Raw genomic sequence first — 25113 nt, 5'->3', positions numbered from 1 at the left:
TTTCGTTGGTGTTTTTTGACCTGTAGCGTATAAGTCACTTTTTTATTAAGGGCACATTTATGACAGCAAAGATCACAGTTGGTTGGCGTGAGTGGTTAAGTTTACCTGAGCTTGGTATTAACGAGATAAAAGCAAAAATTGATACTGGCGCTCGCACTTCATGTATTCATGCAATTAACATTGAAGAATACGAAGTTGACTCAGAAAAATGGGTTAAATTTACGGCCCAACCACTGCAAGATGATGAGCAAACGCAAGTCACTTGCAATGCAAAAGTTAAAAAAATGAAGTACGTAACCAGCTCAAGTGGGCAAAAAGAGCTACGCTACTTTATAGAAACGACATTACATGCAGGCGAGCATAGCTGGCCTATCGAGCTTACTTTAACAAGCCGTGCAACAATGAAGTTTAGAATGTTATTAGGGCGTACAGCCATGGAAAATCGTATAGTCGTTGACCCGGCTTTATCTCAACTATTAGGTCGTAAGGTTTAACTATGAAAATCGGTATTTTATCTCGTAACAGAAAGCTATATTCAACACGTCGCTTAATTGAGGCAGCAGAAGCACGCGGCCACGAAGTTAAAGTGATTGATGCATTGCGTTGTTATATGAATATCAACTCTGAGCAACCAGAAATTCACTATCGCGGTGAAAACTTAAAAGAATTTGACGCAATTGTCCCGCGTATTGGTGCATCGGTTACATTTTATGGCTGTTCGGTACTTCGTCAGTTTGAAATGATGGGTGTTTATCCTGTAAACGAATCAGTCGCTATTTCTCGTTCGCGCGATAAATTACGTTCACTTCAGTTACTTTCGCGCAAAGGCGTTGGTATGCCAGTAACAGGTTTTGCCAGCAAACCCGATGACGTAAAAGACTTACTAGAAATGGTAGGCGGTGCACCTGTTGTAATTAAATTACTTGAAGGCACACAAGGCATTGGTGTTGTACTTGCTGAAACACGCAAAGCAGCTGAAAGTGTTATTGAAGCGTTTATGGGCTTAAAAGCCAATATTATGGTTCAAGAATATATTAAAGAAGCGGGTGGTGCAGACATACGTTGTTTTGTACTAGGCGATAAAGTAATCGCAGCAATGAAGCGCCAAGCACAAGAAGGTGAGTTCCGCTCTAACCTTCACCGTGGTGGTAGCGCTACATTAGTTCGCATTACTCCAGAGGAACGTAAAACGGCAGTAGCAGCGGCTAAATCAATGGGCTTAAATGTAGCGGGAGTTGATTTACTTCGCTCATCTCGTGGGCCACTTGTGATGGAAGTTAACTCATCACCAGGTTTAGAGGGCATTGAAATAGCAACAGGTAAAGATATTGCAGGTATGGTAATTGATTTCATCGAAAAAAATGCCTCAAGTAAAGGAACAGCAACACGTGGCAAAGGTTAAAATTAACCGTCCTTTTTCCTTATTAGGAGAAAATGTAGGCGTAGGCGAGCGTAAAACGCTTGCCTTAGAAGCAGCTAAGCTTTACACCCATTCACCACTTAATATTCCTATTGAAGTGGTTAATGGTGTAATGGAAGGCCCTGTGCTTATGGTGTGTGCGGCTATTCATGGTGATGAGCTAAATGGTGTAGAAGTTGTGCGTCAGTTACTTGCTAAAATAGATCCAAGCCAATTGCGCGGAACAATAATCGCTGTGCCTATTGTGAATGTGTTTGGCTTTATTCACAAATCGCGTTATTTACCAGATAGACGCGATATGAATCGCAGCTTCCCAGGTTCTGAACGTGGTTCATTAGCTGGGCGTATGGCTTATATGTTTTTTAATCAAGTGGCAGTACATTGTACTCACATTATTGATTTGCATACTGGCGCTATTCATCGTACTAATTTGCCGCAAATTCGCGCTAATTTAGAAGATGAAGCAACCGCTGAAATGGCTAAAGCATTTGGTACGCCGGCGGTTATAAATGCATCCCTTCGTAATGGTTCATTACGCAGTGAAGCCGCAAATTTAGGTATACCTGTTATTACTTATGAAGCAGGCGAAGCGCTACGCTTTGATCCTATCGCTATTGCGGCAGGTGTGCAGGGCGTTGATTATGTTATGCGCCATTTAAAAATGATCCGTGGCAAGCGCCCTAAAAAGTTACCAGATCCTATTATTGCAGGTTCGACTAGTTGGATACGTGCAGAGGTTGATGGCATTGTGCGTGCACAAGTATCACTAGGGGAGCATGTAACTAAAGGGCAAGTGCTTGCATATATAAGTAGCCCTCTAGGGGATTCTGAGCTTGAGCTTTTAGCGCCTAAAGGCGGTATTGTTATTGGTCAGCAAACGATGCCATTGGTAAATGAAGGTGATGCGGTATTCCACCTTGCTTACTTTGCAAACGACAATAGTTTAGTAGAGCAGCAACTAGAGAACTTTATTGATGAGATAAATGATTTAGATGACGAGCTTAAAACAGCTGAACTAAATAACTAATAGCTAAACTAAATTCTGTTTAGCTAAGCATTAAAAAGCCGCAGTAGGTAATTACTTACTGCGGCTTTTTTGTGGACATTGCTTTATCAACGATGCTTTTTAAACTATGTTTTTTTAGGACCAATAATACGCTTTATAACAGGGGTTTTAGTTGGCTTTGGTTCTTTATTTAAAACCATGACAGGACGGGTCACAAATAAATTGTTAGGGTAAATTACACGGTGCCCATCAATATGTTCAAGTACTACATTCATTAAGCCCATTTCAACAATGCGCCCTTCAACATGATTCGCACCATCAATAATTCGTACCCAATAACCAACGCGGCAATCGTTTTGAATAAACATCAGTAAAAATGCGGTGAGGTTACTCAATAATGACCAAGCGGCAAAAAGCGCTACCCCTAACATGGCAAATAAAGAAGAGCCTAAAACCAATAAACCACGCAGCTCTATACCCCAAAATACTAAAACCAAACACAGTACTACAAAGGCAAGTATAATTTTTAGTAAAAGCTCTGCACGGTATTTTCGGTGCAAATCTACTTTGCCTTTAATCGCTTTTTCGAGTAGTTTTTTGGTTATTTTTAATAGAAGAGGGAAAACCAAAATAGCGATTATAGTTACAACTAACTTATATTGTGATGCAAACAATTCTAAAACTTCTATTATTTTCACTTTAGGCCCTGAGCTTTTATAAAAATTTAATTTAATGCAATTGATATTAGTTTAACGCGTTTGTATTATTTAAAAAGTGTTTTTAACGCTCACGAGCCACTGTACTGAGTCTACATCATCGTAGCTATCAACAGGGGCGGCAATATCAATGTGGATCATGGTTCCTGAGTTTGCGCGACTCGGTGCCAAACGCAGACCAACGCCTACATTTTTCAATACATGTGCATTTTCACCGTTATCTTCATCGTTAAACCATGCTCTGCCTACATCTACAAAAGCTGCGCCACCCACTTTAAATAGTTGCAGTAAATCGTACTCCCAGTAATAGCGCTTTTCTAAATTAACTAAAAAGCTGCGATCGCCATGTTGATAATCCATCGGGTAACCACGCAGGCCTGTTTCGCCACCTAAAGTAAGCTGTTGATCAGCAGTCAGGTTTTTGGCGTATTGCACGCGGGCTTTAACATACCAAGATTGGTCTTCACTGGTATTTAAATAATATTGTACTTGGCTGGTGGCCATAAAGTTTTCGAGTTTTTTCTGTTCTTTATTCCAATAGCCATCAATATCAGCACTAAAACGCCATAAAGTATTATCGTTAGTAAAGTGGGCTTTTTTAAAGTTAAAAGAATACACCGCGCGGCTGTCGTTATTACTTAAGGACTCATCTGAATAGCCAATTAAGCTTTTAATATTCCAACCTAAATTTAAATCCTCAGTGCGAGATATACTGTCAAAATTGCGTACCTTGATGTAGTTATCTTCAAACCAATGGCCGCTTATAAAGGGGTAACTTAAACTTCTGTCATCGGCAAGTGGTGCAAATGTAGTGTCTATAGCTTCAAAGGTATGCTGCTCGTCGGTATAGCCTAACGTTAGACGCTGGGTCCAATTATTATTAAGCGCTTTAGAGTGTCCTATAAATACACGGTTTAAATCGGTAGTTTGATCAAATTCGCTAAACTCTTCGCCGCGTTTATATAGTGACTCTTCGCGCTGCTCAGAATAGCTTAAAATACCGTAACTAAAGGGGGTGTCAATTGCGTAAAATGGATAGGTTAGCTCAAGCAAATGGCGCTTGCCGTCGCTGTTATCGGCGTACTCTAAACGGCCTCGGTAGCGAGTAGATAAAATATTAGGATCGTCGTAAACAAATAAGTAACCGCTGCGATCGCTGTCAGTGGTACGCGAAAAAGAAAGGCGCTTACCCCACCCAAGCAGGTTAGATTCTCTAAAACCTATACTCGATTTGTTTTCTCCACCGCTTCGACTAAAGTTCACTTCAGGTAAAAGTGTCCATAAATCACGGGTAACCACTTCTACATTAACGTCGCCGTCGCAGTTTTCGGTAGCACTAATTTGTGCATCATATAAGTAGCTTTCTTTGCGAAGTAAACGCTCAGATTCTGCGAGCTTTTTAGCGTCGTACTTGTCACCTGGGGAGAATAATAAAAGGTTATTAATGACATCGGGCTCTGTTTGAATGTGAGCGCGATTAGCAAAACGGAATAGGGCAATATTTTCCTCTTCAAGCTCAGTATTAAATACATTAAGTTGCTTGAGCTTTATTGAGGCTATTTTAGCGTTACTATTACTGTGCGTGAGGGTTGTTTTGTCTTGAACTTCTCGGCGTAGGTTTTTATTTGTGCTTAAATCTGTCTGTTCTACAAGGCAGTTATCAGTTTTCATTGAAGATTGTTGTGCGAACGTATTAGGCACATAAAAGCTTAAAACCGTTAAACTAATACAACATTGTGCTATCCATTTCTTGCTCACCATTAAACCTCTTACTGCTACGTAGCAAATGACTATCGTAATATCAGCTTACATCATTGTTATTATAATGTAAGTAAAAGGTATGGATTTTGAAATTAATTAATTGTTACCCATATTCACTTTTGTTAATAGCTAGCTGGTTTGCAGCGACCTATGCGCTAGGCATTAAAAGCTAGCTTAAATAAAATGCTAAAGCGGCGAGTAAGTGTTCAGCTTCATGACCTTCGGCATTAATCCAGATGCTTTGGCTGTAATGCTCATAGTTTAAATTAAAGGTTTGATGATTATAGGTAAAGCGAACTTGATGTCGATCGGCGCCAGCAGAGTACTCATTGAGTGTTACTTCGTCTGAGTGTAAAAATAATGTACTCCACAGCTCAAAGTCTTCATCGTTTGGTAGCTCAATGGGATTAATCAAAATACATTTGTGTGTATGGTCATATTCTATTTGGGTCATAATGCTCTTAATTAGTAGCTAGGTAATGTCGAATTGCCGTTAAAAATTCGCCGCCGTACTTATTTAACTTAGTAAAACCAACACCTGAGACCTTTAAAAATTCACTGTCGTTTGTTGGCATAAGCTGCGCCATTTCGGCTAACGTTTTATCATTAAATACTACATAAGGTGGCACATCGTCGGCATCAGCAAGTTCTTTACGAAGTGCGCGCAGGCGAGCAAACAGTTTTTTGTCGTAATTAAATTGCGCTAACTTATCTTGATAAACGTGTTTGGCTTGCAGGCGTGGCTCGGCTAATTGCAGTGCGTATTCACCTTTTAAAATTACACGCGCGGCTTCGGTTAATCTAAGTGACGCACCTTGTGTTATATCTTGGCTAAGTAAGCCTTGATGAATAAGTTGGCGTAAAATACTGAGCCAAAACTCACTGCTTTTATCTTTACCTATGCCGTAGGTACTTAACTCATGATGATTATTATCGCGGATGCGGCTCGTGTTTGCACCGCGAAGTAATTCAACAATATAACCAAGTCCAAAACGTTGTCCCGCTCTGTACACACACGAAAGTGCTTGCTGAGCGACTAACGTACCATCAAAACTTTTTGGCGGATTTAAGCAAATATCGCAGTTGCCACAAGGTTCGCGTTGATATTCACTAAAGTAGTTAAGTAATATTTGACGACGACATGTTTGCGCTTCGGCAAAGCTTGCCATTGCGTTAAAGCGTTGTTCTTCTACGCGGCGGCGTTGTTCGTCGTCTATGTCTTCAAAAAAGCGCCTTACGCGACCTATATCAGCTGGATCAAAATACATTATAGCTTCTGCGGCAAGTCCATCTCGCCCAGCTCGACCAGTTTCTTGATAGTACGACTCTATACTTTTTGGAATATCGTAATGCAGTACAAAACGCACATTAGGCTTGTTTATGCCCATACCAAAAGCAACGGTTGCGACCACTATTTGTATATCGTCACGGGCAAACCCGGTTTGTACAAATTGTCGTTGCTCGTTACTCATACCAGCATGATAAGCGGCAGCGTTTAGTCCTGCATCTGCAAGCTTTTCAGCAATGTCGTCTACGCGTTTACGGCTGGTGCAATAAATGATACCGCTTTGGCTTTTTTGCTCCTTTAGGTAGCGAAGCAATTGCACCATAGGTTTAAATTTTTCTTCTATGGTGTAACGAATATTGGGGCGATCAAAGCTGCCAGTATGAATATAAGGCTGTTGTAGTTTTAATTGCTCAACTATATCAAACCGTGTGGCTTTATCGGCGGTGGCGGTTAATGCCATCATTGGGACATGTGCAAAACGTTGCTTTAATTCGTTTAAGCGAAAGTAATGAGGTCTAAAGTCATGACCCCAATGCGACACACAGTGCGCTTCGTCAATAGCAAATAAACTCACATTTAAATGCGATAAACGCTCTAAAAATTCGTGTTGTAATACTTTTTCAGGCGCCACATATAAGAGCTTAATTTGCCCCTGATGAAGCTGTTGATACACCAATTGCTGTTCTTCTCGTGCTAAGCTGTTATTAACGTAAGCGGCTTTTACCCCAAGAGCTTGCAGTTGCGTTACCTGATCTTGCATTAGCGATATAAGCGGAGATATAACAATGGTTACGCCTTCGAGTACTAAAGCAGGGATTTGGTAGCACACCGATTTTCCGCCGCCAGTAGGAAGCAATACAAGCGAGTCTTGACCGTTAATAGCGGCATCAATAACTGCTTTTTGACCGTCGCGAAATTCACTGTAGCCAAACACTTGTTTGAGGACAGTTTCGGGTTTACGCACAAGGGTGCTAGAAGGTGGAGTTGATGTATTCATTGGCGGGTATTTTAGTGGTTTTTTAGTGAGATGTCTTTAGCTGAGTTACTTGATAAATTATTTAAGTGAAGTCTCGTAGTTTTACACTATGTATGTTTTACTCATCTTACCTGTTTTGACATAGAGAATAATAATGAATAAAGAAATGTTAATTGAACAAGTGGGCGCGTTATTTGTAAATGGCATGCCGTTTAACCAGTTTTTACAAATATCGGTTGAGTCGTTAAGCCCTGAACAGGCCAAAATTACGTTCCCGTGGCAGGATGTACTAATTGGTAATCCTGCGCAAAAAATACTCCATGGTGGTGTTATTTCAGCCGTACTTGATAATGTAGGCGGTATGCTTGCTGCAGCAAGTGTAATTGATAAACTCACCGATTTAGATATTACAAGCGTGCAAACAAAATTAGCCACACTTGGGACTATCGACTTACGTACTGATTATCTGCGCCCTGGTAAAGGAGAGAGCTTTACTGCCAGCGCAACACTTATTCGTTCAGGTAATAAAGTATGTGTATGCAGAATGGAATTACATAACGAACAGTCTGTTCAAATTGCTTTTGGAACCGGCACGTATTTAGTTGGATAAAACGCGTATGGCAAGTAAACTAGCGGCCTTTTAAATCACTAAGTGTGTATTATGTCGATTGATACTGAGCAGCGTAAAGGTGCTATTTTTGCTTGTCTTGCTTTTTTAATGTGGGGCCTTGCGCCAATATACTTTAAGTTGATTCAGCATGTTTCTGCTTTTGAAATTTTAATGCATCGGGTTATTTGGTCGGTTGTGTTTTTAGTATTGGTAGTAAGTGTTTTACGGTATTGGGGTAAAATTAAACGCATTATCGTTCAACCTAAGCTTTTGCTTATGCTTGTTATAACCTCTGCACTGCTTGGGTTTAATTGGGGTTTATTTATATGGGCTATAAATAATAACCACATGCTTGATGCAAGCTTGGGCTATTACATAAATCCTCTTTTAAATGTATTACTGGGTATGCTTTTTTTAGGCGAACGCCTGCGTAAGTTCCAAGGCGTAGCAGTAGCCCTTGCCTTTAGCGGTGTAGTGCTGCAGCTAATTAGTTTTGGCTCGTTTCCGGTAGTTGCCTTTTCACTGGCTATATCATTTGCACTTTATGGTTTATTACGTAAAAAGTTACCGGTTGAAGCCTTGCCTGGCATTTTACTCGAAGCACTTATATTACTGCCTGTCGCACTTATTTATTGGTGGTTAATGGTGCCTACAGCAACATCAAGCCTGCCAGCTAATGATTGGCATACTAATGTACTACTGATTAGTGCAGGTATTGTAACTACATTACCACTGCTGTGTTTTACCGGTGCAGCTAAGCGTTTGCAATATACTACACTTGGCTTTTTTCAATACATTGGGCCAAGCTTAATGTTTATACTAGCTGTGGTGTTTTATGGTGAAGTGTTTGATGCAGAGCGTGTAGTAACATTTGCATGTATTTGGAGTGCACTGGCTATTTTTAGTTGGGACTCTTATCATCAATCACGCAAACGTAAAAAAGCGGCTATTACAGCCGCAGAAGTATAATTAACTAATAAAATGGTTAACTAACTACTTTATTACGACCAGATTCTTTAGCGTCGTAAAGCTTTAAGTCGGCCTGTTTTAAAAGTTCATCAATTTGATAAACAGGCCCGTTTGCAAAGCCAATAGAAATGGTGAATTTTATTTTAGCTTTACTAAACTCTTGGCTATTCATTTCTATAAAATACCTAAAGCCTTCAAGGCGTTTAAGGGCTTCTTGTTTATCTGCATCTATAAAATAAACTGCAAACTCTTCACCACCTAAGCGCGCTACTAAGTGCTTTTTGAAGTATTTACTGAAGCAAATAGAGAGCCCTTTTAATACTTCGTCGCCAACATCGTGTCCGTATGTATCGTTAATTGATTTAAAGTGATCAATATCAAGCATAGCTAAAGCACCGTCACCTTTAGTATGTTTTATTTGCTTTAATGATTTTTCAGCTTCTTCAAAAAAGTAACGACGATTTGGTAAATTAGTTAAATAATCCGTGTTGGCTTGTCGCCTTATGGTGGCTATAAGGTCTAACATATCGACGTTTTGACTAAGCCTGCAGTAAAACTCTTCGCTATTAAAAGGTTTGTGCAAATAATCGTTTGCGCCATTTTTTAAAAATAAACTAGAAAGCCCTACAGAGTCAGAACCCGAAATACCAATAATAGCTTTTTCATCATTGCTGTATAAGCGGCGAATCTCGCTACATAGTTCATCGCCATTCATATTGGGCATTTCATTATCAGTAATAATAACTGAAATATCAGGTGAAGCTTCAAGCAGGTTTAACGCTTCTTGTCCGTCTTGTGCTTCAATAATTTGATACTTATGGCGCACTAATAAACTACAAATGTATCGTCGGGTCGATTTAGAGTCGTCAACAACGAGTACTTTTACATTTTCGTTGCGAGGCAGACGCTGTAACTGTTTTTCGAGGTACTGATAAGCTTGTTTATTTTCTTTAATGATGTAATCGATGATTGGGTATTTTTCTACAGTGTCGCGAGTTTTTTTATCAATATTGCCCGTCATTACAATAGTTGGAATGTCTGCATTAATAGTACAAGGTATTGCCTCACCTAATGGGGCATCAGGTAATATGAAGTCAACTACAGCGCAAAAATAGCTATTTTTACTTATAAGCTCTTTTGTTTGCGCTAATGACTCAGCTATATCAACTTCATAACCAGCCTTAAGCGCGATGTGCTTTTGCACTCGCGCCATGGCAGGTGTATCTTCAACTATTAGTATTTTTCGCGTCACGGAACAACCCTATATATATTTTGCAAAAATATTTGCTTATACAAGTTGTAACTGTTAAAACGCAAAAAAGCAAATAACTTAAATACTTACAGATTATCCGCTTCTGAATAATACTCTTGGCTAATCGGCGCCGGGCTCGACATTTTTGAACGGCCAAATAAAGTATGAAACTTAGTTTTGCAGGTCGTTAGTTTTAAGTATTTTACCCAAGCTCGTTCGATTGGGTTGGTAGGTTCTTGTGAGCCAGTTACGACTGCTACAAACTGTTCTTGGTGTTCGTTTTGCGGCTCAATTGTTTTACTGTATAAGCCTTTTAAAACAACTCCGTGTTGTTCAAGTATGCTGGCTTCTAATAAGGTGAAGTTTCCGCTGCGGCTAAAGCCTCGTGGAAAGTTTTGATCATCATAAAATTGACGTTGGCTAACAAATGCTTGGCGTAGTAATGAAATGTTATTGCTCATAGCTTTATCCTCATACCTTAGTAATTAGCTGGAGTATGATGCAAGTTTGGCAATTTATTAAACAAATTATTTTTATCGTGAGGATAAAAAATTGGATATCGATTTATTAAAAACATTCGTTGAGGTAGTGCGTACGCGTCACTTTGGTAAAGCGGCCGAAAACCTTTATATTACGCAGTCTGCAGTGAGCTTTAGAATTCGCCAATTAGAGCAAGGGCTTGGTGTTAATTTGTTTATTCGCCAGCGTAATAACATTCAACTTACAGCACCTGGCGAGCGCTTATTACCCCATGCACAAATGATTATTACGGGCATGCAACGCGCCAAAGTGGATGTTGCGCTTGCCGATAATATGCATAAGCAAATTAGCTTAGCAGGAACGCCTAATATTTGGGATGCTTTTTTACAGTTTGGTATAACAAATATTGTATCGGCGATGCCGGGCGTGTCATTAGTCGCAGAAGTTAAAGCACAACAAGAAAGCACTCGGCTGTTATTAGAACGCACGCTTGATTTGGCAATATTGTTTGATCCACCAAAAGTAGACGAGCTAGTGGTAGAGCGAATCTGTGAGTTGCCAATCATTCCCGTAAGCGGATACGACACTGCAACGAACGAAAACTTTTTTGATAATCAGTATGTATATGTTGATTGGGGAACTACTTTCTCACTTTGGCATGCGCGTCAGTTTACCGGTAAAACACCGCCTTATTTTAGAACCAGCACAGGACGTATTGCACTTGATTTAATACTGCAATGTGGCGGCAGTGCATTTATACCTCAAGTATTGGTAGAAGGGCATTTAGAAAAAGGTGAACTGTTTCATGTTAAAGATGTAGAAAATACCTCGCGAGACGTGTTTATAGCGTATCACAGAGACAACGAGCAAAAAGAGTTAATAGAAACCTTAGTTAATTTACTATCGCAAATGACCCCAAGCTTGTCATTAAAGAAAAGTAAGTAAGTTCGGCCGTTTATTAGGCTTTCATGTTATTTTGATTTCAAATTTAATGCATTTTTATTAATAAAAAAAGACATTAATATTTCCATTGTAATATTACTGTCATTTAGCGGTGACAAAATGCAGCAGTTTTAAAAATTAGTCTTTTGTGATTATCCAAGGAAATAACATGAAATTTGTAAAATCGAGCTTATGCTTAGCACTATTAAGTGGTTTATCTTTTAATGCACTTGCCGATGTAGACATTTACGGTAAAGCGAATGTAACAGTGCAATCATCTGATGACGGCGAAGGATCTTTTACTGAGATAAAAAGTAATGCATCTCGTCTTGGTGTTAAAGGTTCTGAAAAAATAAATGATAGTTTAGAAGCGGTATATAAGTTTGAGTTTCAAGTTGATGTGTCTGATGCTGATTCAAAAGGCGATAACGACGACAATATTTCTGCGCGTAACCAATACGTTGGTTTAAAAGGTGCGTTTGGCCAAGTGGTTATTGGTCGTAACGATACTGCGCTTAAACAATCTCAAGGTAAGTTAGACTTGTTTAACGACCTTGAAGGCGATATTAAAAATGTATTTAAAGGTGAAAACCGTTTAGGGAATACTGTTAGTTATTCATCAAACTCATACGAAGGTTTTAAAGTACTTGCTACTTTTGTAGCTGAAGATGATGTAGACGCTGATAACGGTTACTCAATGGCGGTTACTTACGGTGACGTGGCACTTAAAAAGAGCGCAGTATATGCCTCTATCGCAGCCGATAGTGAAGTAAATGGCTACGATGTAGTACGCGCGTCAATCCAAGGTAAAGTTGAAAACTTTAAGTTAGGTGCAATGTACCAAACACAAGAAAAAGTTGACGGCAGCGCAGAAGCGGATGGTTATCTATTAAATGCAGCTTACAGCATGGGTAACAACACATTTAAAGTACAATACCAAGACATGGACTTTGACGACAGCGACGATAAGTCAGCAATATCAGTTGGTCTTGATCACAAATTAAATAAAAACATTAAAGTATTTGGCTTTTACTCAAGCTTCGACATGGACAACAACGTTGACCAAGACTACGTAGGCTTAGGTATGGAATACAAGTTTTAACTATTCGCTAAATTAGTTAAAACACTCCCTTTTTAACCGCGCTCTTTTGAGTGCGGTTTTTTTTTGCTTTAAATTATTTACTTAGCCGCCCATAATAGAGCTTCATTTGGAATGAGGTGCGAGTCCTCGACTGTTCCCGCAACTGTAATTAGCGCAAAGCTTTAAGTCAGATACAAATGGTATAATACCAATTTTATTAAAAACATGATCTTTCTAGCGAATTAAATAACTTACTAACTTCGTTAAAAATTATTCATATAGAACAAGTATATGTCATAATTTCCGCCTTGTTATTAAGCTATTTATTTGTCGCTATAATAAATCACTAATTTAATGCAATTGGTATGAATTCTTTTAACGAGCGGGTTTACTCATTTTTTCTTGTAGTGCATTAGTATTTTTATCGCATTTTTAGTGAGTTTAATCCCGTCTAGGACTGACTATTGCACACTCAAACGCCATTAAATATACCATTACTAAACGTTAAAAACGTATCGTGGGGTATTGGCAATAAAACGATCCTCAAAAAAATAAACCTTAAAATAACCACAGGTAAATTTGTTGGTTTAATTGGCCCCAATGGCGCAGGTAAATCGAGCTTATTGCGTTGTTTATATCGTTTTAATAAACCCAGCGATGGCGTTGTAGAGTTTAACAGCACCGATATTTGGCAGCTAAAAAGCGATGAGTACGCAAAAAAAGTAGCGGTTGTTTTACAAGAAACCCCGTCGCAATTTAACTTAAGCGTATTTGATGTTATTGCACTTGGGCTAACGCCTCATAAATCGCTATTTAGCTCAGTAACTAACATTGATAAACAAAAAATTACCCAAGCTATCAACACTGTAGGGTTGGCAGATCATAGCGATCAAAGCTTTGAGTCACTTTCGGGTGGTGAAAAGCAACGTGCCTTGATAGCCCGCGCCATAGTTCAGCAACCTCAGTTGTTAATAATGGACGAACCAACTAGCCATTTAGATGTTAAATACCAAATACAGGTAATGGAGCTTGCTAAATCGTTGGGTGTAACGGTGTTTGCATCGTTTCATGATTTAAACTTAGCTTCTGCAATATGCGATGAACTAGTGGTTATTAAAAATGGTGAAATTACACATACAGGCACGCCAAGTGAGGTATTAACCGAAAACATGCTAGGCGACGTTTTTGGTGTCTGCGCCCAAGTAAATAATCACCCGCAAATATCGAAGTCGGGAAATAGCATCCCTCATATCACTTACTTTTATGGTTACGAATAATATGAGCGCAGTTAATACTCGCCACTCACTTGCGCTATTCATCAGTGCTGCGGCTGCTTTATTTAGTTTATTTGCAGCACTTAGTTTTGGTGCAGCAGAGACCTCACTTCAAGACGTACTTAATAGTTTTTTGCTCTCAAATGATGCGTCTTTTAATACGCGTATTATTTTTGAACTAAGAATGCCACGCACATTACTCGCCTTTTTAGCAGGCTCTGGCTTAGCAATTGCGGGGCTTATTTTACAAACGGTAACGCGTAACCCTTTAGCCGATCCTTACTTATTTGGTATATCGTCGGGTGCCTCATTTGGCGTGGTGTTACTTATGGCATTAGCAGGTATTAGCGCAGGTTTTATGTTATCGGCAGCAGCGTTATTAGGTAGCTTACTCGCTATGAGTTTATTAATACTTATTGCAGGTAGGCAGCAAAGTGCACAGGTAGAATCAATGTTATTAGCTGGTGTTGCTCTGTCGTTTTTATTTAGTGCATTTACCAGCTTGCTGCTTTATTGGAGCGACCCTCAGGCGGTAGCCGCTATTTTATTTTGGACACTGGGCAGCTTTTCGCGTGCGCAGTGGGCTACGCTTTGGTTGCCTTTATTGGTAATTACATTGTGTACGTTTGTAATGCTGAGCTTTAGAAGGCAGCTAAATGCTATGTTACTGGGCGATGAAAGCGCAATTACATTAGGTGTGAGGGTTCAGCGCTTTAGAATACTTATGCTGGTTTTAAGCTCATTAATTACCGCTGTGCTGGTGGCTATGTGTGGTGGTATTGGGTTTGTAGGATTAATGGTACCGCATATTGTGCGCTTTTTTATATCCCAAGGCACCATCGCTGGCTTACTGGTAACCAGCTTGGTGGGCGGTACATTTATGGTGTGGGTTGATGTACTTTCGCGCTCATTGCTGAAAAACCAAGAACTGCCCGTAGGTGTTATTACTGCAGCTATTGGTAGCGTGTTCTTTTTGAGTTTATTGTTTTTTAGAAAGCGAAGGGTGTAATTCCATGAAAACCTTAATGGTGCAAGGCACTACATCAGATGCTGGTAAAAGCACTTTAGTTGCTGCCCTTTGCAGGGTGTTTGCTAAGCGTGGGGTAAAGGTTGCACCTTTTAAACCACAAAATATGGCACTTAATAGCGCAGTAACAAAAGATGGCGGCGAAATTGGTCGTGCGCAAGCTTTGCAAGCAATAGCAGCTAAAGTAGAGCCAGAAATAGACTTTAACCCTATATTACTTAAACCTAATAGCGATACTGGCGCACAAGTGATTATTCACGGAAGAGCCATTAGTAATATGGAAGCGGGCAAATATCACGACTATAAAAAAGTGGCGATGGATGCAGTAATTACCTCACATAACCGCTTAGCTAAACGCTTTGATTTACTCCTCGTTGAAGGGGCAGGTAGCCCTGCTGAAATAAATCTGCGTGAAAACGATATTGCCAATATGGGTTACGCCGAAGAGGTAGATTGCCCAGTAATTATAATTGCTGATATTGATAAAGGTGGTGTGTTTGCACATTTGGTAGGTACGCTTGCGTTGTTAAGCGAGTCAGAACAGGCGCGCGTAAAAGGCTTTGTTATAAACCGCTTTAGAGGCGATATAGGTTTGCTGCAAGGCGGGCTTGATTGGCTTGAAGAATACACAAACAAACCCGTACTTGGCGTATTACCTTATTTACACGACCTTGCGCTTGATGCTGAAGACGCCGTCGCAATTGATAATAACGTAACCAACGCCTCAATTAATATTGCAGTGCTGCTTGTTCCCCACATTAGTAACCACACCGATTTTGATGCACTGCGTTTGCACCCAAACATTAATATAAATTACGTGCGCCATACGCAAACGATCCCAGACGTTGATCTGATAATTCTCCCAGGCAGTAAAAACGTGCTGGGCGATTTAACCTTTTTGAAAAATGAAGGTTGGGACACTCAAATTAAACGCCACTTACGCTATGGTGGTAAAGTACTTGGCATTTGTGGCGGCATGCAAATGCTGGGCAATACGCTCAATGATCCAGATGGTATTGAGTCATCATTAAAGCAAGTAAATGGGCTTGCTCTGTGCGATTTTGAAACCACGCTAATAACACAAAAAGTATTAACTAAAATAACCGCTACACTGCTTTTAAATAACCAATCAACACCCTGTAGTGGTTACGAAATACATGCAGGGATTAGCCAAGGTGCAGCGCTTAATAAGCCATTTTTAACCTTTGATGAAAGCCACCCACATGGCTTTACGTTTGATGGCTTTATTAGCGATGATAACGCCATTGCGGGCACTTATTTACATGGCTTATTTGATGAAGCCGATGCTACATCGCAAATTTTAAAATGGGTAAAACCAAGCGCCTCAATTAACCCAATTAGTATTGCCGCTCACCGCGAGCAGCAGTTAGAACGATTAGCAACCATGTGCGAAACGCATTTAAACATACAGCAAATTATCTCGATTTATGAAGGGCACAATAATGACTGAACAAAACAACGATAAGCATAAGCAGCGCCAACAAAAAGTAAAAGAACAAGTGGATGCACGTGTTGCGGCAGCGCAAGATGTAAAAGGTATTTTTCAGGTAATTACCGGTAACGGTAAAGGCAAATCAACCTCGGGCTTTGGCGTTGTAGCACGTTGCGTAGGGCATGGTAAAAAAGCAGCTGTTTGCCAATATATTAAAGGTACGTGGGAGTGTGGCGAGCGTAATTTATTACAAAGTGCAGGCGTTGAGTTTGTTGTAATGAACACCGGTTTTACCTGGGATACACAAAATAAAGAAGCCGATACTGCAGCCGCCCAAGCAACATGGCAAGAGTCAAAACGCATGCTTGCTGATAGCAGTATTGATTTAGTATTACTCGATGAGCTTACGTATATGGTGACATACGGCTATGTTGATTTAGATGAAGTAGTAACAGCGCTTAATAACCGCCCACCCATGCAGTCAGTTATTATTACAGGGCGTGCAGCGCATCGTACTTTAACCGACCTTGCCGACACAGTAAGTGAAGTGCGTAATGTAAAACATGCATTCGACTCAGGCATAAAAGCGCTCGAAGGGTTTGATTACTAATGTTTAAAGCGTTTTTTATTGGGCTGCTGCTTTTTAGTGTATCGAGCAGTGCACTTGCAGAGCAGACCAGGGATTCTAAAAAGCTGCGAATAATCGCGCTTGCACCACATATAGTCGAAAACCTATTTGCCATCGGGGCGGGCGATAATATTGTGGGCACGGTTGATTACGCCGACTACCCTGCTGAAGCCCAAAGTATTGAGCGCATAGGGGGCTATTACGGTATCTCGCTTGAAAAAGTGTTGGCGCTTAAACCTGATTTAGTAATTGCGTGGAAAAACGGAAACCAAAGCGAAGATTTGGCCCAAATAGAGCGTTTAGGTATAAAAGTATATTTGAGTAACCCCGTCACAATCGCGGGTGTAGCCGACGAGTTACTTACTTTTGGTGAATTTACAGGGAATATTGAGCAAAGCCAACAAGCGGCAAATGCATTTACACAAAAGCTAAACGCGATTGTTAAAAGCCAGCAAGATAAAAAAGATATTACCGGATTTTATCAGTTATGGGCTGAGCCCATGATGACAGTAAGTAAAAACACATGGATAAATCAGCTGATTGAAACATGCCATGTAAGTAACGTATTTGCCGATAGCGTTACAGATTATCCGCAAATTAGTATCGAAAATGTTATTGTTACTAAGCCGCAAGTTATTATTATCCCTGATGAAAAATCAAAAACACCACAGCCGGTTGTTAATTGGCAAAAGTGGCCAGAAGTACCAGCAGTTAAAAATGATCAATTTATTAGCGTAAATGCCGATTTATTACATCGTTTTACTCCGCGCATGCTAGATGGACTCGCGGATATGTGTGTTAAAATAGACGCATCACGTAAACAGATTAAGAGTACACAATGAGCAATTGGGCTACATTTTTAGAAAGTGAATTACAGCAACCTTACATGCAGCAAACGTTAGAGTATGTGGCTAATCGCCGCAATGAAGGTGTTGCTGTTTACCCGCCTGAAGCTCAAGTATTTAGTGCTTTTGATGCCACCGCACTTAATGACATCCGCGTTGTAATTTTAGGACAAGACCCATATCACGGGGAAGGGCAAGCGCATGGCTTGTGTTTTTCGGTATTGCCTGATGTAAAAAAGCTGCCACCGTCGCTTAAAAATATGTACAAAGAGTTAGCTGTCGATATCAGCGGGTTTATTATTCCTGAGCATGGTTACCTGCAAAGCTGGGCAGATCAGGGCGTGTTTTTACTCAATACAGTATTGACCGTGGAGCAAGGGCAAGCGCATTCACATAAGCATTTAGGATGGGAGCAATTTACCGATAATGTAATTGCCCATATTAATAAGCACTGCGAAGGTGTGGTATTTATTTTATGGGGGGCACATGCACAAAAAAAAGGTAAAGGCATAGATAGCGCTCGCCATCATGTTTTAAAAGGGCCGCACCCATCGCCGCTTTCGGCGCATAGAGGCTTTTTTGGTTGTAAGCATTTCTCACAAACGAATGAGTTATTGCAAGCCCAAAAAGATAAGCTAATTAACTGGCAAATCTAATTTATTCTAAAGAACTCAAATTGTTTAAACCATTAAAAAAGGCTTCCAGATTCTGGAAGCCTTTTTGTTTAGTTGGGGCGTATTGAATTAAAAATCGAGCTCATCAATTGCAATACTGTCTGTAAAGTAGTCTAGTTCTTGTAGTTCTTTACGTAGGCGCTGTTTGTCTTTTATTGCTTCTATTTCACGCCATTTTCTTTTTTTATTTTTTTGAGAGGTTTTTCTTGTTGTATCTGGTCCTTCTAATATCTCTAATATATCGTTTAGGCTATCCATGAACTTCTCCTATTGATTTTATTGACCTCAAGAATACCTATACCACAGGCCTAGTTAAAATAGAATAAAAAAGTGACAGTTATGTTACATAAGTGTGATTAATTGATGAAGGTTTATACGAAGATTATATGAAGGTTAAATAGAGAAGTAGCCAATTTTAGGCATAAAAAAACGCCGCTATTGCGACGTTTTCTAAAACACGATTATAGCAAATTACATTGCTTTAAAACGCGCTTCTAGTTGTTCTTGTGCATCAGCAAAAGAGCGAATACCTTCAGCCAGTTTTTCAGTAGCCATAGCATCTTGGTTATGTAACCAACGGAACTGCGCTTCTGTAAGTGGTTCTGGTTTTGGCTCTTTAGGAATATCTGTTTCTAGCAAGTATTCCTGTGCGCCTTCAAGGTTACCTAAATCTTCTAAAAGATTAGGGCTAATAGTTAGCTTGTCACAACCTGTAAGTGCAATAATTTCGCCTGTATTACGGAAACTTGCACCCATCACAACTGTTTTGTAGTCATGGCGTTTGTAAAATTCAAAAATGCTGCGTACAGACTGAACACCTGGATCTTGTAGCGGATCGGTTGGTTTTTCCATACCGTTAGCAACATGCCAATCTAAAATACGACCAACAAATGGCGAAATTAGAAATACGTTTGCATCGGCACATGCGCGAGCTTGGGCATCGCTAAATAATAAAGTAAGGTTACATTTAGTACCTTCTTTTTCTAGCTGCTCAGCGGCTTTAATGCCTTCCCACGTAGACGCTACTTTGATTAAAATTTTATCTTTGCTTACACCTTCTTTTTCGTAAAGGCTAAGTAGAGTATGTGCTTTATCAATAGTCGCTTGTGTATTAAACGAAAGGCGTGCATCTACTTCAGTAGAAATATAACCAGGAACAATCTCACTAATTTCTTTACCAAGTAACACGGCAAAGTAATCACATGCTAGTTCAAGTTGTTTAGCTGGCTCTTGCTCGGTTTCTTTTGCATAGCTCCAAGCTTTATCTAGGTAAGGCTTATATGCTTCAATCTCGCTCGCTTTTAATAAAAGCGACGGGTTTGTAGTTGCATCTTCTGGTTGATGCTTTTTAATAGCTTCAATATCACCAGTGTCGGCTACGATAGATGAATGTTGTTTTAGCCTATGTAGAGCTGAAGTCATTTGCTTTCCTCATTCCAAGCAAGTTAAAAGAAAAATCTAATCACTCTTAATATATACAATCCATACTGCAACAGTGTGACAATGCTTGATAGGTCTTATGTCCTTATCAATAGAAAAACGGCAATGCATGGGTTATTAAGAGAGGATTTATTTAAACAAAACGTGCTTTTCGTTTCATTTAATGTTGAAATTGACACTAAATAAATTACAAGTCAATAGCTAACTATGATCACTGTTATTTCACCTGCAAAAAATCTTGATTACGAAACGCCACCCGCAACAGACAAGTTCACTCAGCCTGAATTACTAGAGCACAGCGAAGAGCTCATGAAAGTATGCCGTGAACTAACACCAGCGCAAATTGGCAGTTTAATGAAAATTAGCGATAAGCTATCTGGGCTTAACGCAGCACGCTTTAGCGAGTGGGCGCAGCCGTTTACACAAAGTAATGCTAAACAAGCAGTGCTTGCCTTTAATGGCGATGTATACGGCGGTTTAGATGCAAGCACGCTTAAAGCTAGCGAGCTTGATTACGCACAAAACCATTTACGTATCCTTTCTGGCTTATACGGCTTATTAAAACCACTTGATTTAATGCAAGCTTACCGTCTTGAAATGGGCACTAAGCTTGAAAACTCGCGTGGCAAAAACTTATACGAGTTTTGGGGCAGCGTAATAGCGAACAAACTAAACGACGTATTAAAAGCACAAGACGCACAATACCTCGTTAACCTTGCTTCAAACGAATACTTTAAAGCGGTAGATAAAAAAGCATTAAATGCACAAATTATTACCCCACACTTTAAAGACTGTAAAAACGGTCAATACAAGGTAATTAGCTTTTACGCTAAAAAAGCACGCGGCATGATGGCGCGCTACATTATCGAAAATAAAGTAACGCAATTAAGTCAGCTTAAAGAGTTTACTGTGGCGGGTTATTACTTTAGCCCTGAGGCAACAGTTAAAGAGCTTGAGCCGGTATTTATGCGCGACGAACAAAATTAGGTCATAAGCTTAAATAAACAATTGAAAAGCCATGCATTGCATGGCTTTTTTGATACTGGCGTTATATTTGCAACTATATCTAATATTAATGAGATTATTAATTAAATAGGTGCAAACAAAATGATCAGTATTCCGTCAGTTGGCGAAGCCGAAAAACTAATAGAGGAAAAGCTCGGAGGGTGGTTTGATGTTGTTATCAGCCATATCCCTAATTTTATAGTGGCAATTGTAATTGCCATAGTATTTTCAATATTGGCGCGCTTTGCTGGCAAGCTGATGAAAAACGTGTTGCGCCGCTCTCTCGATTCAACGCAAATTGCCGACTTAATGGCGTCAATATTTAAAGTTATTGTGTTGTGCATAGGTTTATTTATAGCGCTCGATTTTGTTGGCTTAAAAGGCACTGTTACTTCGCTACTTGCTGGTGCGGGTATTGTGGGTTTAGCCATTGGTTTTGCGTTTCAAGACATGACCGAAAACCTAATTGCAGGTATAGCAATGGGTGTACGTAAGCCATTTAAAACAGGTGATGTAATAGAAACCGATGATGTGTTTGGTTCGGTGCATTCTATAAACCTACGTAACACGCTAATAGAGAGCTTTTACGGGCAACTAATACTTGTACCAAACAAAGTCTTATTTAGAAATGTACTAAAAAATTACACTACGCTAGGTATAAGGCGCATAGAAGTACCTGTAGGTATTTCGTACGGTGACGACATAGAAAAAGCAAAAGACGTTATAGTCGATAAAATTAACGAATTTGACTTTGTAATACGTAAAGACGAAACCGCTGTATACGCTGAAGGTTTTGGCGACAGCAGCATTAACTTACTGGTGTGGTTTTGGATTAAATACCCAGGCGAGCCTGACTTTATGACGGTACGCCACAAAGGTGTTGTTGCCGTTAAGCAAGCATTAGACGAAGCTGATATTAGTATTCCTTTCCCAATTCGTACGCTCGACTTTGGCATTAAAGGGGGTGAAAAACTCGATGCCATGATAAGCGATAAAATAAGCCAGCAGTCATCCAATAAAGACAGTAGCGACGGTGCTGACTCTAGCCAAAGTGAGTAATTTAGTTAAAACTCATTAGGCAAAAGCATTGGGAAATAGTTACTTACCAACAGCGCATTTTTACAGAGTAAAATTGCGCTTTTTTTATAAACGGATTATTAGCTAAAAGTTTAAATACCTAGTTTTGTGTTTATTGAATATCAATTCTAATTAGTTGCGTTTGGCCATGGGAGTATTAACAAGTAAGATTAGTGTTTACCCAGCGATTTTTTTACTGCCTTGCCGCACACTCTGAAAAACGCTCTCATCTATTTCAATAACTAAATAAATCATCCTTTTTAAGCCCGTTAGGTCGGCTTAAGAATCTGTGTAAGCTTTTTCAGTATCAATTGGGTTAACTTAAGGGTTAAAAGAGCAAAGACAAACACGCTAGCGTCAATTCTAAATCTATCTTCTTAAGTATAAGTGTGAGCTATCGTTTTAGGGGGAGGAATAATCGTATTGCTTAGGCTTTATTTTATCTTCTTCACAGCTGCAAAATTTGCCTTAAAACAGAATATAAAAAAGCGCAGCTTGTGTTGGAGTAACATGCCGCGCTTATGAATTAGTTATACAAATAGGTTTTGTGGTGCGTATTAAATAACGCTAATTTTGTTACGAATGATTTTAACCCCATCTATATTTTCTAGAAATTTTTGAGCTAGTGCGCGCTGAAAACCAGTTTGTGCTTCACCGTATAAATCTACTTCACCATTTTTTACCTGCACACGAATATCACTTAACGCTAGGTTAGGGTTAGTTCGTAGGGTGTTGGTGATAGTTTGTTGTAGGTTAGGTTGAGTGGCTACACTGCTTACTACGGCCATATTGGTTGCTGCACTTACCTTTGTAGCGCAAGCTAATAAAAATAAACAACAAAATGATACTAAAGCGATAGTTAACTTGAAGCGGTTCATAACTTAATCCTTACATTACGGTGAATAGTGCAGCCACAAAATGGAAATTCCATCGGCTAGGTTATCTTTGTAGTTACAATTTCGGTGCCAATATTAACGCTATGAAATATAAGATAATTTTATTAAGTGGAAATTAAGGTGGGCAAAAATTACATTTAAATGAGTATGAGTTACATGCTTGGGTTACATATGTAACAGGTACAAACGCCAGAGCCTGTAAGGCTTGCATTAAAAAAGCCGACAAAAGTCGGCTTAGAATAAAAATATGTTAGGTTACTTTTTCTTTTTAACCTTGGCCTTTTTCTTGGCTTTCATTTTTACTGGATCTTTACGCTTTTTAGCCGGCGGCTTAGCTTCTTTATGCTGTGGCTCAACACCTTTAATTACACGGCGTTTTAGTTTTTGTTCAACGTAGCGCTCTACTTTATACAAAATACCAATGTCGTGTGCTTCAACTAACGATATTGCAATCCCTTTTTTACCAGCACGGCCAGTACGCCCAATACGGTGTACGTATACGTCGGCAGTGCGCGGCATATCAAAGTTAATCACGTGGCTAATGTCAGATACGTCAATACCACGTGCAGCTACGTCGGTAGCAATTAAGATACGTGTTTTGCCACTGTGAAAGTTTTCCATGGCTTTCATACGTTTGTCTTGTGGCATTTCGCCGCGTAACCAAGCTGCTTTAACGCCGTTATTGGTTAGCTCGCCAATCAGTGCTTCTAAACGCTCACGGGTTTTAACAAACACAATTGCTTTAGTCACGTCTGGACCATTTAAGGTATTTACTAAAAGCTCTAGTTTATGATGATAGTCATCGGCTAAATGTACCCACTGGTGAATTTTAGCTTTTTCTTTACGTGACGATTCAGCTTCAAGCAGTGCAGGGTCGTTTAATGTTTTTTCAGCAAACCTTTCTACGCTGTCACCTTCGAGTGTTGCTGAGAATAAAAAACATTGGCGACGATTTTTAGCTTCGTCACAAATACGGCTCATTTCTTTTTTGAAACCCATGTCTAACATGCGATCTGCTTCATCGATAATAAGCATTTCTACGTGTTCAGCATGAAAGTTTTCGGTTTCTAGGTATTCCATTAATCGACCTGGTGTGGCGATTAAAATATCGTTATTTTTTTCGAAAATTTCTTTATGCGTGCCGTAGTTAATACCGCCTGTTACTACACCAATTTTTAGGTGTGTGCGTTTAGCTAACAGTTCACATTGTTCATGAATTTGATAAGCCAACTCACGAGTCGGGGTCATAACGAGGACGCGCGCAAAACCAGGATCACGACGTGGGAAATCCAGTAAGTACTGAATAGCCGGAATTAAAAATGCCGCTGTTTTACCTGTACCAGTAGGCGCAGATGCTAAAATATCGCGCCCCTGTAGTGCTTCAGGAATAGCTTGTTGTTGAATGCTGGTTGGCGTCTCGTAGCCCATTTTATTAATGGCATCGAGTAGCTTGTTATCAAGATCAAATTCAGAAAATTGCATAGAGTGTCTAAAATAAGGGACAATTACCCTGATTATACGCGCTATGCTGCGCTTGGTGAATGAAAAGGTGAAAAAATGTCTGGTTTTGTATTTAAACAATTTAAAGTTGAACACGACCACTGTGCAATGAAAGTTTCTACCGATGGCATTTTGCTTGGCGCATGGGCTAATTTAAGCGGTGCAAAGTCATTACTTGATATAGGCACTGGCACCGGCTTACTAGCATTAATGTGTAAGCAGCGCAGTAATGAGCTTGATATAACTGCGGTAGAAATTGACAAAAGCGCCTATACCCAAGCATTACAAAATGTAGCTAATAGTCCGTGGCCAACAATAAGTATTAAGCACCAAACTATTCAAAGCTTTAGTAGCGAAGTTAAGTTTGATGTTGTTATCTCTAATCCACCGTATTTTAATCACAGTTTAAAAGGCGATAATGCTGCGCGTAATAACGCACGCCATACCGACGGCTTAAGTTTTGAAGAGTTAATAAATGCGTTTAAACGTTTAAGCCATAGCCGCTCTCGCTTTAGCTTAATACTCCCAAGCGTTGAAGGTGCATTATTTATTGAGCTTGCTACTCAAAATGGGCTTTATTTAAATACTCATTGCCAAGTAAAAGCCACGCCCAATAAAGATATTAGCCGCAGTTTAATGGCATTTAGCTACGTAAAAAGCGATATAGAAACATCAATTCTGTGTATTAGAAACTTAGATAATACCTACACTGCTGATTATATAGCCCTATGCAAAGCATTTTATTTGAAAATGTGAAGCAATTGTAAAGTAGGAACGAATAACGCAAACTGAC

At 39.6% G+C, this 25113-nt stretch carries 26 protein-coding genes and 1 riboswitch; of the genes, 16 read left to right on the top strand and 10 right to left on the bottom strand.

Annotation, left to right across the window (positions count from 1 at the left end; all coding sequences use genetic code 11):
- Positions 1-59 precede the first annotated feature (59 nt).
- From H5117_RS12815 to H5117_RS12805, 3 genes are read left to right on the top strand one after another with little or no spacing between them, the layout of a single operon-like run.
- The gene (locus tag H5117_RS12815; protein ID WP_002961974.1) at positions 60-494 is read left to right on the top strand and encodes an ATP-dependent zinc protease; all 435 of its coding nucleotides are present in this window, start codon (positions 60-62) and stop codon (positions 492-494) included.
- A 2-nt stretch (positions 495-496) separates the two neighbouring features.
- Positions 497-1402 carry a 30S ribosomal protein S6--L-glutamate ligase gene (gene rimK / locus H5117_RS12810; protein ID WP_002961977.1) on the top strand — a complete coding sequence of 302 codons (906 nt, stop codon included), beginning with the start codon at positions 497-499 and terminating at the stop codon, positions 1400-1402.
- Entirely contained in the window at positions 1389-2447 is a 1059-nt protein-coding gene (locus H5117_RS12805) for a succinylglutamate desuccinylase/aspartoacylase family protein (RefSeq protein WP_002961978.1), read from the top strand. The genes rimK and H5117_RS12805 overlap by 14 nt, the downstream gene beginning before the upstream one ends.
- A 104-nt stretch (positions 2448-2551) precedes the next feature.
- On the opposite strand, the gene H5117_RS12800 is transcribed toward H5117_RS12805, so the two are convergent.
- The 4 genes from H5117_RS12800 to recQ form a co-directional block, all read right to left on the bottom strand.
- Positions 2552-3124, bottom strand: coding sequence for a mechanosensitive ion channel domain-containing protein (locus tag H5117_RS12800; protein ID WP_002961368.1), 573 nt, complete (start codon positions 3122-3124; stop codon positions 2552-2554).
- 69 nt (positions 3125-3193) lie between these two features.
- On the bottom strand, positions 3194-4903 hold the full coding sequence (locus H5117_RS12795) for a BamA/TamA family outer membrane protein (protein WP_182738223.1): 1710 nt from the start codon (positions 4901-4903) through the stop codon (positions 3194-3196).
- Positions 4904-5072: 169 nt separating this feature from the next.
- On the bottom strand, positions 5073-5357 hold the full coding sequence (locus H5117_RS12790) for a DUF3630 family protein (RefSeq protein WP_002961372.1): 285 nt from the start codon (positions 5355-5357) through the stop codon (positions 5073-5075).
- A 7-nt stretch (positions 5358-5364) separates the two neighbouring features.
- Entirely contained in the window at positions 5365-7188 is a 1824-nt protein-coding gene (gene recQ, locus H5117_RS12785) for a DNA helicase RecQ (RefSeq protein ID WP_024605058.1), read from the bottom strand.
- A 133-nt stretch (positions 7189-7321) separates the two neighbouring features.
- On the opposite strand from recQ, the gene H5117_RS12780 reads away from it, so the two are divergent.
- Positions 7322-7777, top strand: a complete 456-nt coding sequence (locus H5117_RS12780) for a thioesterase family protein (protein ID WP_024596241.1) — start codon at positions 7322-7324, stop codon at positions 7775-7777.
- A gap of 51 nt (positions 7778-7828) precedes the next feature.
- The gene (gene rarD, locus H5117_RS12775) at positions 7829-8746 is read left to right on the top strand and encodes an EamA family transporter RarD (RefSeq protein ID WP_039488332.1); all 918 of its coding nucleotides are present in this window, start codon (positions 7829-7831) and stop codon (positions 8744-8746) included.
- 16 nt (positions 8747-8762) lie between these two features.
- Here the strand turns inward: rarD and H5117_RS12770 are convergent, their stop codons facing one another.
- Positions 8763-9998 carry a response regulator gene (locus H5117_RS12770; RefSeq protein WP_024605056.1) on the bottom strand — a complete coding sequence of 412 codons (1236 nt, stop codon included), beginning with the start codon at positions 9996-9998 and terminating at the stop codon, positions 8763-8765.
- A gap of 86 nt (positions 9999-10084) precedes the next feature.
- Complete coding sequence (locus tag H5117_RS12765) at positions 10085-10459, bottom strand: DUF413 domain-containing protein (RefSeq protein ID WP_024596244.1); 375 nt, start codon at positions 10457-10459, stop codon at positions 10085-10087.
- 91 nt (positions 10460-10550) lie between these two features.
- Between H5117_RS12765 and H5117_RS12760 the strand changes: the two genes are divergently transcribed.
- From H5117_RS12760 to ung, 8 genes are all read left to right on the top strand, one after another.
- Positions 10551-11423, top strand: a complete 873-nt coding sequence (locus tag H5117_RS12760) for a LysR family transcriptional regulator (protein ID WP_024596245.1) — start codon at positions 10551-10553, stop codon at positions 11421-11423.
- Between the two features lie 166 nt (positions 11424-11589).
- Complete coding sequence (locus tag H5117_RS12755) at positions 11590-12522, top strand: porin (protein ID WP_002961381.1); 933 nt, start codon at positions 11590-11592, stop codon at positions 12520-12522.
- A 62-nt stretch (positions 12523-12584) separates the two neighbouring features.
- Positions 12585-12719: riboswitch (cobalamin riboswitch) on the top strand.
- 246 nt (positions 12720-12965) lie between these two features.
- Entirely contained in the window at positions 12966-13778 is an 813-nt protein-coding gene (locus H5117_RS12750) for an ABC transporter ATP-binding protein (protein WP_182738221.1), read from the top strand.
- A 1-nt stretch (position 13779) separates the two neighbouring features.
- Positions 13780-14784, top strand: coding sequence for an iron ABC transporter permease (locus H5117_RS12745; protein ID WP_182738218.1), 1005 nt, complete (start codon positions 13780-13782; stop codon positions 14782-14784).
- Between the two features lie 4 nt (positions 14785-14788).
- Positions 14789-16273, top strand: a complete 1485-nt coding sequence (locus H5117_RS12740; RefSeq protein WP_182738216.1) for a cobyric acid synthase — start codon at positions 14789-14791, stop codon at positions 16271-16273.
- The gene (gene cobO / locus H5117_RS12735) at positions 16266-16865 is read left to right on the top strand and encodes a cob(I)yrinic acid a,c-diamide adenosyltransferase (RefSeq protein WP_024604202.1); all 600 of its coding nucleotides are present in this window, start codon (positions 16266-16268) and stop codon (positions 16863-16865) included. The genes H5117_RS12740 and cobO overlap by 8 nt, the downstream gene beginning before the upstream one ends.
- Positions 16865-17725: a cobalamin-binding protein gene (locus tag H5117_RS12730; RefSeq protein ID WP_182738214.1), complete on the top strand. Its 861-nt coding sequence runs from the start codon at positions 16865-16867 to the stop codon at positions 17723-17725. The genes cobO and H5117_RS12730 overlap by 1 nt, the downstream gene beginning before the upstream one ends.
- Positions 17722-18384: a uracil-DNA glycosylase gene (gene ung, locus H5117_RS12725; protein ID WP_024604200.1), complete on the top strand. Its 663-nt coding sequence runs from the start codon at positions 17722-17724 to the stop codon at positions 18382-18384. Before H5117_RS12730 ends, ung begins: the two co-directional genes overlap by 4 nt.
- 87 nt (positions 18385-18471) lie before the next feature.
- Here the strand turns inward: ung and H5117_RS12720 are convergent, their stop codons facing one another.
- On the bottom strand, positions 18472-18660 hold the full coding sequence (locus H5117_RS12720; RefSeq protein ID WP_002961395.1) for a DUF3545 family protein: 189 nt from the start codon (positions 18658-18660) through the stop codon (positions 18472-18474).
- A gap of 213 nt (positions 18661-18873) precedes the next feature.
- A complete protein-coding gene (gene tal, locus H5117_RS12715; RefSeq protein WP_182738212.1) occupies positions 18874-19824 on the bottom strand; it encodes a transaldolase in 951 nt (316 codons plus the stop codon).
- Between the two features lie 225 nt (positions 19825-20049).
- On the opposite strand from tal, the gene yaaA reads away from it, so the two are divergent.
- Positions 20050-20829 (top strand): peroxide stress protein YaaA, encoded by a 780-nt coding sequence (yaaA, locus tag H5117_RS12710; RefSeq protein WP_002961399.1) that lies wholly within the window; start codon positions 20050-20052, stop codon positions 20827-20829.
- A 120-nt stretch (positions 20830-20949) separates the two neighbouring features.
- Entirely contained in the window at positions 20950-21906 is a 957-nt protein-coding gene (locus H5117_RS12705; RefSeq protein ID WP_024596180.1) for a mechanosensitive ion channel family protein, read from the top strand.
- A 575-nt stretch (positions 21907-22481) separates the two neighbouring features.
- On the opposite strand, the gene H5117_RS12700 is transcribed toward H5117_RS12705, so the two are convergent.
- Positions 22482-22802 (bottom strand): BON domain-containing protein, encoded by a 321-nt coding sequence (locus H5117_RS12700; protein ID WP_002961403.1) that lies wholly within the window; start codon positions 22800-22802, stop codon positions 22482-22484.
- A gap of 273 nt (positions 22803-23075) precedes the next feature.
- On the bottom strand, positions 23076-24302 hold the full coding sequence (gene srmB / locus H5117_RS12695) for an ATP-dependent RNA helicase SrmB (RefSeq protein WP_182738211.1): 1227 nt from the start codon (positions 24300-24302) through the stop codon (positions 23076-23078).
- Positions 24303-24377: 75 nt separating this feature from the next.
- On the opposite strand from srmB, the gene H5117_RS12690 reads away from it, so the two are divergent.
- Entirely contained in the window at positions 24378-25076 is a 699-nt protein-coding gene (locus H5117_RS12690; RefSeq protein WP_182738210.1) for a tRNA1(Val) (adenine(37)-N6)-methyltransferase, read from the top strand.
- Positions 25077-25113 lie beyond the last annotated feature (37 nt).

This window comes from Pseudoalteromonas sp. SG45-1, assembly GCF_014164135.1.
Taxonomy (GTDB): Bacteria; Pseudomonadota; Gammaproteobacteria; order Enterobacterales; family Alteromonadaceae; genus Pseudoalteromonas; species Pseudoalteromonas distincta.
Note: the sequence above shows the minus strand (reverse complement) of the source record. Positions and strands in the feature narration are given on the sequence as shown.